Annotated in this window: 17 protein-coding genes; 16 read left to right on the top strand and 1 reads right to left on the bottom strand. The window is 64.7% G+C overall.

Annotated features, from left to right (window positions below):
• Nucleotides 1-101: 101 nt before the first annotated feature.
• The 16 genes from HWX08_RS34645 to HWX08_RS30925 all read left to right on the top strand — a co-directional run bounded on the left by HWX08_RS34645 (nt 102) and on the right by HWX08_RS30925 (nt 11,614).
• Entirely contained in the window at nt 102-233 is a 132-nt protein-coding gene (locus HWX08_RS34645; RefSeq protein WP_256857378.1) for a hypothetical protein, read from the top strand.
• 54 nt (nt 234-287) lie between these two features.
• The gene (locus HWX08_RS30995; RefSeq protein ID WP_058904092.1) at nt 288-1,115 is read left to right on the top strand and encodes a DUF932 domain-containing protein; all 828 of its coding nucleotides are present in this window, start codon (nt 288-290) and stop codon (nt 1,113-1,115) included.
• Nucleotides 1,116-1,187: 72 nt separating this feature from the next.
• Nucleotides 1,188-1,853, top strand: coding sequence for an LPD29 domain-containing protein (locus HWX08_RS30990; protein WP_058904091.1), 666 nt, complete (start codon nt 1,188-1,190; stop codon nt 1,851-1,853).
• Nucleotides 1,854-1,871: 18 nt separating this feature from the next.
• A complete protein-coding gene (locus HWX08_RS30985) occupies nt 1,872-3,671 on the top strand; it encodes a phosphoadenosine phosphosulfate reductase domain-containing protein (protein WP_058904090.1) in 1,800 nt (599 codons plus the stop codon).
• Between the two features lie 464 nt (nt 3,672-4,135).
• Nucleotides 4,136-4,789, top strand: a complete 654-nt coding sequence (locus HWX08_RS30980) for a DNA methyltransferase (protein ID WP_038740883.1) — start codon at nt 4,136-4,138, stop codon at nt 4,787-4,789.
• Between the two features lie 23 nt (nt 4,790-4,812).
• Complete coding sequence (locus HWX08_RS30975; RefSeq protein WP_058904089.1) at nt 4,813-5,319, top strand: hypothetical protein; 507 nt, start codon at nt 4,813-4,815, stop codon at nt 5,317-5,319.
• 49 nt (nt 5,320-5,368) lie between these two features.
• Nucleotides 5,369-5,536 (top strand): hypothetical protein, encoded by a 168-nt coding sequence (locus HWX08_RS30970; protein ID WP_171984200.1) that lies wholly within the window; start codon nt 5,369-5,371, stop codon nt 5,534-5,536.
• A 103-nt stretch (nt 5,537-5,639) separates the two neighbouring features.
• A complete protein-coding gene (locus tag HWX08_RS30965) occupies nt 5,640-5,783 on the top strand; it encodes a DUF6900 domain-containing protein (RefSeq protein ID WP_437254620.1) in 144 nt (47 codons plus the stop codon).
• Between the two features lie 701 nt (nt 5,784-6,484).
• Nucleotides 6,485-8,614, top strand: coding sequence for a ParB/RepB/Spo0J family partition protein (locus HWX08_RS30960; RefSeq protein ID WP_058904087.1), 2,130 nt, complete (start codon nt 6,485-6,487; stop codon nt 8,612-8,614).
• A 737-nt stretch (nt 8,615-9,351) separates the two neighbouring features.
• Complete coding sequence (locus HWX08_RS30955) at nt 9,352-9,642, top strand: hypothetical protein (RefSeq protein ID WP_226237366.1); 291 nt, start codon at nt 9,352-9,354, stop codon at nt 9,640-9,642.
• 14 nt (nt 9,643-9,656) lie between these two features.
• Nucleotides 9,657-9,923 (top strand): hypothetical protein, encoded by a 267-nt coding sequence (locus HWX08_RS30950; protein WP_011695194.1) that lies wholly within the window; start codon nt 9,657-9,659, stop codon nt 9,921-9,923.
• Between the two features lie 46 nt (nt 9,924-9,969).
• Entirely contained in the window at nt 9,970-10,449 is a 480-nt protein-coding gene (locus tag HWX08_RS30945) for a hypothetical protein (protein ID WP_058904086.1), read from the top strand.
• A 44-nt stretch (nt 10,450-10,493) separates the two neighbouring features.
• Nucleotides 10,494-10,715 (top strand): DUF3717 domain-containing protein, encoded by a 222-nt coding sequence (locus HWX08_RS30940; RefSeq protein ID WP_058904085.1) that lies wholly within the window; start codon nt 10,494-10,496, stop codon nt 10,713-10,715.
• Nucleotides 10,716-10,772: 57 nt separating this feature from the next.
• A complete protein-coding gene (locus HWX08_RS30935; RefSeq protein WP_154641514.1) occupies nt 10,773-10,916 on the top strand; it encodes a hypothetical protein in 144 nt (47 codons plus the stop codon).
• Nucleotides 10,917-11,019: 103 nt separating this feature from the next.
• Entirely contained in the window at nt 11,020-11,313 is a 294-nt protein-coding gene (locus tag HWX08_RS30930) for a type II toxin-antitoxin system RelE/ParE family toxin (RefSeq protein WP_058904084.1), read from the top strand.
• 1 nt (nt 11,314) lies between these two features.
• A complete protein-coding gene (locus HWX08_RS30925; RefSeq protein WP_011695198.1) occupies nt 11,315-11,614 on the top strand; it encodes an addiction module antidote protein in 300 nt (99 codons plus the stop codon).
• A gap of 164 nt (nt 11,615-11,778) precedes the next feature.
• Here HWX08_RS30925 and HWX08_RS30920 read toward each other — a convergent pair whose 3' ends face one another.
• Nucleotides 11,779-12,090, bottom strand: coding sequence for a hypothetical protein (locus HWX08_RS30920; protein ID WP_058904083.1), 312 nt, complete (start codon nt 12,088-12,090; stop codon nt 11,779-11,781).
• Nucleotides 12,091-13,668: the final 1,578 nt, after the last annotated feature.

Below are 13,668 nucleotides of genomic sequence, written 5' to 3'. Positions count from 1 at the left end.
TGCCGAAGTCCAGGCAGCACCGGCACAACCCCTACGTGGGGACTCGGAATCTTGGGTCCCGGTCGGCCTGAAATGCAACCCAACAGATGTCGGAGGTCACGATGGAAGCGAACCGACTGCACCATTGGATAGTAGTCCTGCAGTGTGCGTACATGGAATACACGTACACGCCATGGGATGGACGCAACTACTACCGACGCACGGTCGACTACCGCCACGTCGTCTGGTGTTGACGGACACCGTCGATTTCCATCTGCCTCGCATCTGAATTTTCAACGGAGAAAGCCATGAAACTCGCAACGACGTTCAGCCGCACTGCCCCAGTCCTTCGTTCGAACACGCCGCTGGATGACGATCAAATCCGGCAGGTCGCACCATCGATCTTCGCGGCCGACAAGCACGACTCCCGGTCGGAGCGTTACACGTACATCCCGACTATCGAGATCCTGACGAAGCTGCGTGAGGAAGGGTTTCAGCCCTTCATGGTCTGCCAAACGCGCGTGCGCGACAGCGGCAAGCGCGAGCACGCGAAGCACATGCTCCGCCTGCGTCATGCCACGCAGGTCACGCAAGCCGACTCACCGGAAATCATTCTCCTCAATTCTCACGATGGTTCGAGCAGCTATCAAATGCTGGGTGGGTACTTTCGCTTCGTCTGCGAAAACGGCCTCGTGCTCGGCGACACGACGCACGACGTGCGCGTCCCGCACAAGGGCAACGTAGTCGACGACGTCGTCGCGGGCGCTTACGACGTACTCGACGGCTTCGACTTGATCCGCGAGGTCAAGGAAGGGATGACTGAAGTGCAGCTCGATGAGCACGAGCAGCACGCTTTTGCCCGAGCCGCCCTCGCCTACCGCTACGACACCACGATTGCGCCGGCGCCGATCACGGAAGAACAGGTACTCCGTCCGCGCCGTACCGCGGATGCCGGTAACGACTTGTGGACGACCTTCAACCGCGTGCAGGAATCCTTGATTCGAGGTGGGCAACCCGGCCGGACCGCGACTGGCCGCCGCACTCGCACGCGGGCGGTCACCGGCATCGACCAGGACGTCAAGTTGAACCGTGCGCTTTGGGTTCTCGCCGACGCGCTGCGCACCCGTAAGAGCTAAGCCCCACGCGCCGGCGATTTCCGTCGGCGCCTCTCCGAACGTTGTCGTGTTCCATTTCTATCGAGGTCGATCATGATGCTTGCCACCGGAAACAACCTCTCCCGCTCTACCGAATCGGTGCGTGCCCGCACCAGCTTTGGCGACGCGACGCCGCCGAAGGTCATCGCCGATACGCTCAACCTCATCGAAACGGCTCAGCTGGTACAGACGATTCTTGGGGAGGCATTTCCCACGACGTCGTTTGCGATCGCCGTCACGAAGAAAGCGATCGGCTCGCACCTGACCGTCGATTGGACCGACGGCCCGCGTGACCTGCAGGTGGCTCGGCTCGTGTTGCCGCTGCAAGCCACACGCGTGGTCGACGGGGGGAAGGTCAAGCGGGTCGAGCACTTCATGCTGACGTCGGCCGGCCGGTTGACGGTTCACTTGGCTGCGGACCGCATCATCCTGTCGAGACAGTTCAGCGATCACGCAATTGCACATGCAATCGAGCGCCTCGCGGTGCGCTACGCAGACTTTTTGGCACCCGACGTCCGGGCGGCTATGACGGTTGAGGATTATCGCGCGGGCCGGCTGCAGCTGCTCGAGATCGTCGGCGTGCACCGGGCCGGCAGCCGTCGATCGGGAGCCAACGTACAGATGGACGTCGACGCGATGCTTGCGGAAACCACAGACGCGCACGGGTTTCCCCGGTCGGTCACGGGCGCACGGCTGTTTGTGCGGCGCGACACCCACTGACCACGGAAGCCGAGCGCTATGGAAACGGTCGAAATGTTCCTGCAGGCGGAACTGCGCCCCACCGTCGATCAGCGCGTCGAACGCGCGCTCGAGGCGCTCGGGGCGCTGTTTTCCGCGAATCGGATGGTGATTTGCCAGTTCAGCGCGGGCAAGGATAGTGGAGTCGTAACGAGCCTCGCGCTGGACGCAGCACGCCAGCATGTTGCCGGCGGTGGCCAGCCGCTTGTCTGCGTGATTACGGCCGACACCCTGGTCGAGTCGCCCGAGATGGTTGAGCACGCGCGTCGGGAGCTGGGGAAGATGGAGGCCTATGGCCGGTCGCACGGATTCGAGGTACGCGTGCTGGTTGTTGCACCGTCACTCGCGACGTCCTGGCAACTGTCGGTCCTCACGGGCCGGGCCCTGCCGAGCTACGCCGGCACGAATTCGGACTGCTCAGTCTCGTTGAAGATCGAGCCCAGCCGCGTCGGTCGCAATCAGTTATATCGCGAGGCACGGAAGGCCGGCTATGCAGAACCCGTGGTCCTGCTCGGCACCCGCTTCAACGAAAGTGAGCGCCGCAAGGCGAAGATGACCGCCCGTGGCGATCGCGCCGATACGCCGGTCCGCAACAGCGACGGCGAACTCACCCTCTGCCCCATCGCCGACTGGTCGACTGAAGATGTCTGGGAGTTTATCGGCGAAGTCTCGTCCGGGCTGCGCCTGACCTACACGGACTTCGAAGAGACGAAGCGGATCTACGCGCATGCCGGCAACAGCAGCTGCGCGATCGTGTCCGATCTCACGTTCGAGGAGGCGTCCGCCGGCAAGCGTGTGCGACGCGGAAACTGCGATGCGCGCACCGGCTGCTGGACCTGCCAGCAAGCCGATGATCGTTCGCTCGCCGAGATGATCCGCTTCGATGGAGATCGGTACGCCTACGCGCGCGGCCTGCAGCAGCTGAACCGCTTCATCCGCGCGATCCGTTACGACTGGTCGCGTCGAAATTGGGTCGGTCGCACAATCCGTGCAGGGTACATCTGCCTCGAACCGGATACGTTTGGTGCGGCTACCGTACGGGAGCTCGTCCGGTATATGCTGACAATCGATCGTGACGAGAGGATCCGCGCTCGACGCGCTGGAACGCAACCGAAATTCCAGACCTTGCCCCTGCCGATGATGATTGCCGTTGACGCAATGCAGTCGCTGCAGGGACTCGCGGCCCCCTTCGCGATCTGGGCCGACTACCGGGACATCTGCGAGCGTGGCGTGAGTAATCCCGTACCGGAAATCGCACCGGCCGCGCCGGCACCGTTGCCCGAGCCGCTTTTTCTGAAGGTCGGCACCGAGTGGGACGATACGGCGGATCAGTGGACCGGGTTTCGAGATCCGCTGATGGAGGCTTTGACGGAGCGCTCGCCGTGCGCGCCGACAGTGTTGGACCTGGGTGATGGAAAGAGCACTTGGCGCGTCCGCACCGGCGATCGCTTCGACGTCGACCTCGAGTCGGCCGAGATGATCCTGGAGTTCGAAGCGGATCGCCTCGCGGCTATGCACGACCGCGGCTTTCATCCCGGCGGGATCACGACCGGCTATCGGTGGTACCTGAACTACGGCGCGCTCACCCTCTCCCATAAGCAGCAACTGAAGCACGATGAAGTGGCCCGTCGCACCGACTTCAAGGATCGGCTCGGACTGAACCTCGGGCACGACGTCGAGCAGCTCCTTGCCTACGGTGTGCGCTTTAGCGAACTTCCCGAGGAAGCGCGGCGGGCTTGGGCGCATAAGGCCACGACGGATGGTGCACAGACTTCCTTGGCGTTCGAGCTCGAGGCGTAGTAGCTGACGCTGATTGGTGATCAACCAACTCGGTTCTCCCATTTCCACGATCCCAATTTTGCGCGGCGGCCGCTTCGCGGCCGCGACACGGAAATCGCGATCGCGCTCGGCGATCTGCGTCCGCCGTCGCGCTCATGTCCGTGACGCAACACCACTCCCGCGCCCGGCGCCTACGCGCTAGCCAAGCGCCTCGCATTCCTTCCGCAGTCGACCTTTGAACCCGGAGCCCACGTTCGCCCGCCGTAGCCTGGCGGCCGGACCATTGCGCCGCGCGCGACGAGTGTCGCACGGCGCCCTGCTCCTGCAAGGGGCTTTCGCGGCATATCCTCGCGCGCTTCGCGCACTCCGGTATTCCACGGTCCCCTTGCCCGCCATTCTCCCGCGGGCGCTCGCCAGCTCCGGGTAGCACGGTTTGCGAGCCGCATCGCTCCGGCTGCCCTTATCTCAACTCTATGGAGCTGACCGTGAGCTATTTGTACAACGGCGACTGCCTGGTCGCCATGCCCAAACTCGCCCCTGAATCCGTCGACTGTATCGTCACGGACCCGCCCTACCTCGTCAATTTCCGCGACCGGAGCGGCCGCTCGATCGCGAACGACGTAAACGGCGACTGGCTGGCGCCGGCGTTCGCCGAAATGTTCCGTGTGTTGAAGCGCGACGCCGTGTGCATTTCGTTCTACGGCTGGAACAAGGTCGACCTGTTTTTCGATGCCTGGAAGGCGGCCGGCTTTCGCGTGGCCGGCCACTTCGTCTTCACGAAGTCCTACGCGTCCAAGGCCGGCCTGGTGAAGTACCAGCACGAATCGGCCTACCTGCTCGCCAAGGGGCGGCCCGCGGCGCCGGCCGCGCCGATCGCCGACGTCATGCCGTTTCCGTACAGCGGCAACCGCCACCATCCGACCGAAAAGCCGGTCGCCGCGCTGCGCACACTCATTTCCGCTTTTACGCAGCCCGGCGACGTCGTACTGGATCCGTTCGCCGGCTCCGGCTCGACGTGCGTTGCCGCCCGCGAGCTCGGGCGCCGGTATATCGGCATCGAACTGGACGCGACCTACTTTGCGGCCGCCAAGGCGCGCCTGACGGCGCCTGTTGCCGGCGCCGCTTTGGCCGCCGCCTAAGACCCGAACAGAGGACTTTCACCATGCGACTGATCGTTTCAGCCTATTCCGGTCTCGAGCAGCTCGACCATCCCCGCACGAACGAGAACGGCGACCCCGTGGACGTGTTTTGTGTTCGCCTCGACGCCGCGGCGCGGTTCCCACACCGCGCCAGCGACCTGGACATGGCGCGTATCTACCGGTATCGCAATTCCTTCGAATTCAGCGCCGGCACCTACGTTATGCACGACATTTTCCGCGAGCGCCTGGCCGAGCTCGCCGATTACCCGGCGATCTCGATCGGCGCCACGCGAATCTGCCATACGAACGGCGCTATCGCAGCAAAGGACGGCCCGTTTAAGGAACTGATCGATTTCTCGATCACGTCGGGAACGATCGGGTCGCGGACTTCCGCGAAGCTGGCCGACGATTTCAGCCGGTTCATCGGAGCGATCGACGCTGACGTTGATCACCTGTTCGCCGAGCTGTACCGCAACTGGTATTTCGCATTCTGCCTAGCCGAAAACTGCGGCGCAGTGCAGCTTTCTTGACCACACGAGCGCCGGCCGCTCGCCGCGGCCGGCACACCAGGAGAACAGCATGCCCCGTTATTTGATTGACGCGATTTTGGCCGCGATCGCAGCAAACGCCTTCGGCCCGGAGATCTCGGACGTGTGGGAATCCAACACGGAAATTGAAGTGCTGCCGGCGTCGTTGCGTTACGCGATGCTGGAAGCGTTCCAGGCCGGCCAGTGCGCCCGGCGATAAATTCATCCGCCGACGCCGGCGCCGGCGTTGCCGGCAGCCGGCCGTTTGCGAGGCTCCCATGACGAAAAACGAAATCGAAATGTTGCTTTTCGCGATCGCACGCATGCATCTGCGCATCGACACACTCGAAACGCGCCACAGCGACCGGCTGGACTTTCACGATTGCGCGGTCTGGTGCATCCGCGACGCGCTCGCGGCGGCATTCGACGCCGGTGTTGTTCACGGCCGCGGTAATGCTGCGACCTGACGTGCGGCCGCCGGCGCGCGCCTGGTGCCGGCGGCGATCTCCAATCGATCATGTTCCACCTCCGGCCTGAACCCGCGGGCCCGGCCGGCGACTGGAACGCGGAAGGCCGTTTCCGTACCGCGAAATGTTCCACTGATACGGGGCGGCCCACCCCGTCCGCATCGAGCGGCCGGCGCGGGCGGGGGACCGCTCGCCCCAGCTGGCCGCGGCGGATCCGCGCCGTTCCGATTATCCAGCCGGCGCGCGGCACCTTGCGCGCCCGGCTTCGCCAGGCACGCAAGCCGCACGCACCCGCGCGCCAGAGATACGGGCTGTCCGCTCCTGGGGCTCGGCCGCCGCTGGCGTCCGGCCCCGGCGCTGGCCGCCCCGCCAGCCGCGCGGCGAGCCGCGCGGAGTTCGCGCTCGGGCCGCGCGTGCGGCCCGGCGCCGGCGACGTCCGGGCTTCGGCAGCCGTCCCCGCGTTCCAGTCTTCCACCGTCGGCGAATCAGCTGCCATCGGGCCGCCTCATCCCGACGCATAGTGCGGCCCGCCGTCACCGCAAGGGTTCGCGTTGCCGCGCGCGGCGCCCGGTCGCCCGGCCTGGCGGCCGAGGCGCTGCGGCCTTGCTCGCGCCCTTGCAGTGCCTGCGCGTCCGCACTCCCCATGCGTCGAGGCGGCTCCGAATGGCAGCTTTTTCCACCCCGACGTAAAGGAGGCTTGTATGAACGCAGTGACCACCGAGATCCCGGCCCTCGCCCACGACGCGGGCGTTCCCCCCGCACCCCCCGAGGCTCACCGAACGGCAGACGACCTGCGCGACATTCCGCTTAAACGGCTGGTCGCGTCCCCCTACAACGTGCGGCGCGTGCCCCCGACCGGCATCAAGGAACTCGCGCTCAATATCTGGAAAGTCGGCCTGCTTCAAAACCTGATCGTGCACCCGATGAAGGTCGGGGCGAGGAAGGCGCAGACGTTTGGCGTCGCTGCTGGCGGCCGCCGTCGCCTCGCGCTCGTCTACCTGCTCGAACACGACTACATCCCCGCCGACCACCCGGTGCGCTGCAAAGTGGTGCCGGTCGAGGATGCCGTGCTGCTGTCCGCGACCGAGAACGAAATGCGCGAGCCGATGCACCCCGCCGACGCGTGCGAGGCATACCGGATTCAGGTTGAAGCTGGCCGGTCGATCGAGGAAATCGCCGACCTGTACGGCGTGCACCCGAAAACCGTGCAGCGCCGCCTCAAGCTCGCGCGAGTGTCTCCGAAGCTGGTCGACCTGTTCCGCACCGGAGAGATCAAGCTCGACCAAATGCAGGCGGTTGCGCTGTCGGACAGTCACGACGAGCAAGAGGCCGCGTGGTTCGACGCCGAGCCGTACAACCGCGACGCGCACGCGATCCGCCGCCGCTTCGTGCGCGACGAACAGTCGTTCGTGAGCAACCGCGTCGCGAAATTCGTTGGCGTCGAGGCGTTCGAAGCGGCTGGCGGTGCAGTGCGACGCGACCTGTTCTCCGCAGCCGAGGATGCGTGGTATCGCGATCATGCGCTGATGCTGCGCCTCGCGACCGAGCAACTGGAAGCACTCGGCGCGTCGGTGCTGGCCGAAGGCTGGGCATGGGTGAAAGCCATGCCGGAACGGGACCATGCCGCGCGGTCGCAATTTCGCCCGGTGCTGCCGCGTCGAACGGAACCGACAGACGAGGTTGCGAAAGAACTGGCGGCGATCGATCAGCGGCTGGCCGAACTTGCTCAATTTTGGGATGCCGACGAGAGAGACGACGATGTCGCCGAGCGCGTCGAGGCGGAAGAAGAAGCGCTGACCGTGCGTCGCGACGAAATCGAAGAGTCACTGCTCGTCTACCATCCCGACGACATGGCGCAGGCTGGCGCGCTTCTCTCGCTCGATGCGAACGGCGAGCCCGTGATCGAGCGCGGACTCGTTGCGCGTGAGCCGGTTGCAGCCGCGACGACCGAAAGTGGCGAGAATGGTGACGACGATGACGACGACTCGTCAGATGGTCAGCCCGCGCGCGTCGGCGCGTCGGCTGTGAAGCCCGCGAAGGGGCCGCACTCCGAACGGCTGACGCTGCGCCTGAACGCGCATCGCACGGCGGCCGTTGCCGCCGCCCTCGAGCAGCAGCCGCACGTCGCGCTCGCCGCGCTCGTGCACCGGCTGCTGGCGGGCGAGTACGGCCACAGTACCGAAGGGAGCGCGCTGGACGTGACGTTCCGTGACCACTCCCACAACCTGACGAAGCATGCGCCGGAACTGGACGACGACCTTGCGTTCACGATGCGGCGAGAGCAACGCCGGGTTTGGGGAGGCGTCATCCCGAATGACAGTGACGCGCTGCTGCGCTGGCTGATCGAGCAGACCGACGAGCGCCTGCTGCTGATCCTCGCGCAGTACGTCGCGGCGAGCGTGGACAGCGTGCGCCCGGATGAGCGGCCGCACGCGATCAACGCACTGATCCCGGCGCTCGGGCTGAATCTCGCGGATGCGTGGCAACCGACGAAGGCGGGCTACTTCGACCACGTTTCGAAAGATCGGATCGTGGACGTCGTGAGCGCGGCCGCGTCACGTTCCGATGCGATGCGCGTGGCGAAGCTCAAGAAGGGGGACGCGGCGACCGAGGCCGAACGGCTGATCGCGGGGCGCGGTTGGTTGCCAGAGCATTTCGCGAAGACCGAAGTCGTGCGGATGAAGCTGTGGGACGTTCCGGCGAAGGCGTCGCATGCCGACGAAAGCGCCGAGGAAGCGGAGGCCGACGAGCCTGCGTTGGTTGCGTCGGCCGACGACGTGAGCGACGGCACGGTCGTAGCGGAAGGTGAAGGCATGCCGCCGCGTGATTGACCTAATCGACGCCAGCGGGTGCGCCGCGCCCGCTGGTGCGGTGTGCCGGTCAGTGTTCTTCGGCGGGCCGTCCGCAGCATGATGATCTACTCCCGAAAGTTCTCACTTTCCGATTCTCTGCCGCTCCCGTAAAGGATCACCTTTCCGATGCTGCGCATGCGCGCCCGTCGCTGTGGCGCATGCGCTGGCGGCACTTCCCTGACTTGCTGCTCGGGCGTCTCCCTCCGCTTCGCTCCGGGCCGGGCTTTCGCGCTGCGCGTCGAGCCTCGCTGCGCGAGTCTCGCCCCTACGGGCTTCAATCCCTGACGTCTGCGCGCCGTGCCGGCGCTGCGCGCTTCGCTTGCTCGTGGAGTACGTGCCCGCTACTCGCGGGCGGACAGCAGGTCTAGCGGCCGGCTACGCCGGCCGAGGGGGCGCGGGACCGGCTGCCCCGCGCCGTGTGCGCGATCCGGCCGGGGAAACCGCGTGGTTGCGCTCCATCCTTTTGCGCCGGGTTAAGCGCGTGGATCTGCCATTGGGAGCCGCCCCTTTTCGACGCATAGCGCGGGCAGGCACGGGCGCAAGGGTAAAGGCTGCGCTTCGCTCCGCCCACGTCCTCACCCGTTCGGTGCTCGGCTACGCCTGCGCTCCGCATGCGGCCTCCGGGCGCGCCCTTGCACCCGTGCCTGCCCGCGCTAAACCCGCGTCGAGGCGGCTCCCAATGGCAGATCCACAACCCGACACAAAAGGACGAAATCGTGAGCACAACCACCCCCGACCGAATCACGCACACACGCGCGGGCGTTCCCCCCGCACCCCCCGAGGCTCACCGCCAGGCAGGCATTCGACACACGAAAAATCGCCTGCGCGTGACCGCCGCGCACTGGCTCGGCTGCCCGGTTGATGCCCCGTTTCGAGTTTTGTACCGCTGGACCCGCCCTGATGACGACGCGCGCGCCGTGCGGCTCGAAACGAGCATCGACGGTCGCGCTCGGCGCATCACCCTGTTTCGCCTTTCGTCCGGCGCGTGGTCGCCGGTTTGGCAATGACCCGGAGATTCACGATGAGCTACGAGACTGACGAACTGATGATCGAAGGTATCACGGAAGGTTTTTTCGCGATTGCGCGCTGCGAAAGTGCTGCGCCCTCCATCGCGGTACATCATGGCGACGACGGCGAACTGGCATTTTCGCTGCCCACGATCGACTGGACCGCGTGGCAAATCAATGTCGCGATCAAGGTCTACGAAAAGGCGTACGCACGGGGCGAGCGCTACGGCGCTGCGAGCGCTCAACGCGTCATCCGTGAAGCACTCGGCATCTTCCATTGACCATTTTGCGGGCGCGCCGACGCTGGCGCGCCGATCGGAGCGAACCGTGAAATTTGATCGCACTCCCGTCGACAGTTTCGATTTTGCCCTCGAAGCGCGCGCGCAACTTACGCTGTTTCGCATCGCTGCAACTGCCGGCAACGAAGATAAGGCCGAGCAATACCTCTGGGATGCTGAAATCTGCGCCCGCGCGAGCGGAGCACGTGCATGCCTCGAAGGGGCCGACATGTCGCTCTTGCTGGCGGGCGAGCCCAGTCTGATTCCGCATTGGGATGACGGTTTCGAAGCCGAGGAACGCGGTCGAGTCGTTTGGTTCGGGGAATGGCTCAACGACATGGACGGGTTGAACGAAACGCGCCCGAGCGTAAGCCTTACCCGGGACGGCTATGTCCCTGCCCTCGAAGTCTCTCATCGGGGCGGCGATTGCGAGCCGAACGCCGGCCATCCGCGCGCGACACTTCAGGAGGCAATCGGTGCCGCCAAGGAAATGGAATCGCGCTGGCACTTCGACGAATGCATCGACTAACCTGCGTGCGTCGCGAACACGGCGCACGTCACGGAGCGAAAGCGATGAACATCACCACTGTTTTGCATATCGAGCAGATCCAGCGCGCGATCAACATTTGGCGCGCCCGCAAACCGAGCGTCGAAGGCGATCCGATCCTGTGTCGCGAAGCGCGGATTCTTGCCGAACCCTACGCGCTGATGATCGTGAACGGCGCTACACAGATCGACGCGACGCACCTGTCCGACACGCAACGCGCCGTGTTCGACGGCGCGTTTTCGCAATAACGCGTCATCGACGCAACCCGCGTCCGTTATAGCGGGACTTCACGAAGGAGATTTGACATGCGCGCTCAGTGGGCGATCACCTACAAGACAGCGACTGGATTCGACGTCGAGATCATCGACGCATGCAGTTACGAAGAGGCTTGGACCCGTGCGGAATCGCTCTTTGGCTCGCAGTTTGTAGAGGTCGAGCGCGTCGCGTGAAAACCGCGCCCGCTTCGACGCGCACTGATCGCGTCGCCGGCCGTCCGGCCGGTAGCCAGAATGCACCTTGAACTTTTGTATCCTATGGGATACTATATAGGCTATGAGAATCGAGCAGACAGACGACTTCGCGAAATGGCTGCGCGGCCTACGTGACCACATCGCGCGCGCGCAGATCGCCAAGCGGATTCAACGGCTCGCGCGCGGCCAGTACGGGGACGTGAAGTCGGTGGGTGACGGGGTGAGCGAAATGCGCGTGCACGTCGGCCCCGGCTATCGCGTCTACTTTGTCCAACGAGGCTCAACGCTCGTCATCCTGCTATGCGGTGGCGACAAGTCAACGCAGCAGCGCGACATTGAGCGCGCTATCGCGCTTTCGGCGCAATTGGGAGATTGACATGGGTATCAAGACAACGCCGTTTGACGCGGCCGAATACCTCGACACGCCCGAGGCGCAGGCCGAATATCTGCGGGTTTCGTTCGAGACTGGCGATTCTGCCGACATTCAGGAAGCCATCGGCACTGTGGCGCGTGCGCGCGGCATGACGCAGATTGCGCGCGACGCGGGCGTTGGCCGCGAAAGCCTCTACAAGGCGCTGGACGAGCACGGCAACCCGGAATTCGCGACGATCCTGCGTGTGGTGCGCGCGCTCGGCCTCACTTTGACGGTGACGACGCCTGTACACGAGCACGCCTGAGCCGGGATTTTTGCGCGGCGTCGCGGGCTGGCGGGCGCTCGCCGCTACGCCGCGACCACCCGCCAGCCCGCGACCAATGCGTTAGCCAGTTTGCGCGCTGCGCAAACGAATCGGGGCAATCCCGCTCCGCGCACACTTCGTGCGTCGCCGGATTGCCCCAACGATCACACCGACGCGCCGTCGGTGACAGCGGCGGGCGGCACGCCCTGGGCGGGTTTCGCCGGCACCGGGGTCTCGCCCGGTTTCGCGAGTGCGACTTTTACCGCCTCGAGCCGCTCTTTCCACTGTTCCGCCGGGATCTCGTCCAGCCCTTCCGCGCGCAGCAGCTCGAGCACCGCCTTATGATTCCGCTCGCGATCCTTGCGGATCATCTCGCGCTGTTGGTCCTGCAGCTTTTTCAGCTTCGCCGCCGCCCTCGCGATCTCGTCTTCGATCGATCGCGGCTTGCGCGCTGTCTTCCCTGCATCTGCCGTCATGGCCTCTATCACTCCATCTTGCCCCTCCCCCTTGCCGCGAAGTGTAACGGAATTCGGCCGCGCAACGTAAAGCACTGAGACCTGATACCCCGCTATCGCACCGCTGCCCCGCGCATCATCCGTCGCGGCGCAATTGCTCGGTGCGCAATTCGCGCGCAGCGGCCGGCACCGTCGCGGCGGCCGACGCAACCGCTCCGAGCGCTGATCCGGCGCCCCCGCATTTTTCCTGCTGTCGCCGCGCGGGGCGTCACCCGCGGTTTTGCGCGGCCGCCGCCCCGCGCGGACCACCTAGCCAGAGCGCAATGCTCGCATTGCGCAGCTCCAGCACGGCGGCCGCCACCGTCGCGGCCGCCGGCCCGAAGGACCGTGCACCGTGCCGGCGCTCCCGTGTTTTTCCTGCTGTCGCCGCGCCGGGCGTCGCCCGCGCCGCTGCGCAGCCGCCGCCCCGCGCGGACCACCCATCCAGTGCGCAATCCTGAATTGCGCAGACCGTGATCGGCGGCCGCCAAGTCGCGCCCGCCGAATACCGCCAAACCGAACGTGATCACAGCGTTTTCTCTCTGGCTGTTGCTCGACACCCCATCGATCCACGACCTAAATCCGCGCACGCCGGCAGGTTTCCCACATATCCACCGGTCCCCGCGCTTCTCCCGTTTCCCACAACCAACACCGTTGTGGAAAACGGCGCGCGGCCGACGCTCTTGCGATGTTGATGCATCGCGACGTCGGTCCGGACCCGTGGATATGTGGAAAACCTGCGTGGCATAACCACCCTCGTCGCTCCGAATTTCTCCCTGTCCGCTCCCCGCCTCCGTTCGACCTCCCTTTTCCGTTTTTTCCCTGTGAGGAACGGATCGACGCTCGCCTCGCTTTTCTCTCTTTCGTGTCGATACTTCAATCTCCCGCTTTCTCCGAAATTTTCACTGTCCTCCACCCAGGCGAACGCCTCAAAGGAACGAAATCCTCGCTCTTGCTGGCTGCGATGCCGATCGCTACGCCTGCTGAAAAACCGGTGATACCCGGACCCGTCCGGGCATCACCATCCAGATACCGTCCGTCCGGGGGGCGACCCGTGGGGCAAGCCCCACCCCCCGACCAGACGGTCACACACCACTCAACTCCGTTGCGGGTGCTTAAAGCCTTGCTGCGCAAGCCTTTAAGCGGTAGGACGCCTAAATTAGAGCTATCGCTAATCGAGAGCCAAAACTCGAAGCCTGATAGAGCGTATGCCGGTATGACGCCCGTAAAACCCTTTTGTTACCGTTCGAACGTCGATCGGAAGCCACCCTGACAACAGATATAGGCGTAATACGCCATTGGCGTCACGGTAGTACACCTAAATTCAATGGAGATCAGTCTGTCCAGAAAACGACAATTAAATCAGTTATTTAAAGACGCGAGGCAGCTGCTGATGGAGAAAACAACGCGAGCAGCAGAGATCGTCGCTAGTATCGGAAAAACTCGTAGCCGTATGACGAAAAAGCGTAACCATGTGCTAACATCTTCACACGACGGAAGCGCGTATCTGCAGCGCAATCCGCACATAACCACGGCCACAAAAAGGTAAGGATCTCTCGC

Origin of the sequence: Burkholderia metallica (assembly GCF_902832845.1) — a bacterium.
Taxonomy (GTDB): Bacteria; Pseudomonadota; Gammaproteobacteria; order Burkholderiales; family Burkholderiaceae; genus Burkholderia; species Burkholderia metallica.
This window is presented reverse-complemented; position numbering and strand designations above follow the sequence as displayed.

Excerpts from the sequence above, each read along its gene's own strand:
- HWX08_RS34645 (WP_256857378.1), top strand. The coding sequence starts at position 102 with ATGGAAGCGAACCGACTGCACCATTGGATAGTAGTCCTGCAGTGTGCG.
- HWX08_RS30995 (WP_058904092.1), top strand. The coding sequence starts at position 288 with ATGAAACTCGCAACGACGTTCAGCCGCACTGCCCCAGTCCTTCGTTCG.
- HWX08_RS30990 (WP_058904091.1), top strand. The coding sequence starts at position 1,188 with ATGATGCTTGCCACCGGAAACAACCTCTCCCGCTCTACCGAATCGGTG.
- HWX08_RS30985 (WP_058904090.1), top strand. The coding sequence starts at position 1,872 with ATGGAAACGGTCGAAATGTTCCTGCAGGCGGAACTGCGCCCCACCGTC.
- HWX08_RS30975 (WP_058904089.1), top strand. The coding sequence starts at position 4,813 with ATGCGACTGATCGTTTCAGCCTATTCCGGTCTCGAGCAGCTCGACCAT.
- HWX08_RS30970 (WP_171984200.1), top strand. The coding sequence starts at position 5,369 with ATGCCCCGTTATTTGATTGACGCGATTTTGGCCGCGATCGCAGCAAAC.
- HWX08_RS30965 (WP_437254620.1), top strand. The coding sequence starts at position 5,640 with ATGCATCTGCGCATCGACACACTCGAAACGCGCCACAGCGACCGGCTG.
- HWX08_RS30960 (WP_058904087.1), top strand. The coding sequence starts at position 6,485 with ATGAACGCAGTGACCACCGAGATCCCGGCCCTCGCCCACGACGCGGGC.
- HWX08_RS30950 (WP_011695194.1), top strand. The coding sequence starts at position 9,657 with ATGAGCTACGAGACTGACGAACTGATGATCGAAGGTATCACGGAAGGT.
- HWX08_RS30940 (WP_058904085.1), top strand. The coding sequence starts at position 10,494 with ATGAACATCACCACTGTTTTGCATATCGAGCAGATCCAGCGCGCGATC.
- HWX08_RS30935 (WP_154641514.1), top strand. The coding sequence starts at position 10,773 with ATGCGCGCTCAGTGGGCGATCACCTACAAGACAGCGACTGGATTCGAC.
- HWX08_RS30930 (WP_058904084.1), top strand. The coding sequence starts at position 11,020 with ATGAGAATCGAGCAGACAGACGACTTCGCGAAATGGCTGCGCGGCCTA.
- HWX08_RS30925 (WP_011695198.1), top strand. The coding sequence starts at position 11,315 with ATGGGTATCAAGACAACGCCGTTTGACGCGGCCGAATACCTCGACACG.
- HWX08_RS30920 (WP_058904083.1), bottom strand. The coding sequence starts at position 12,090 with ATGACGGCAGATGCAGGGAAGACAGCGCGCAAGCCGCGATCGATCGAA.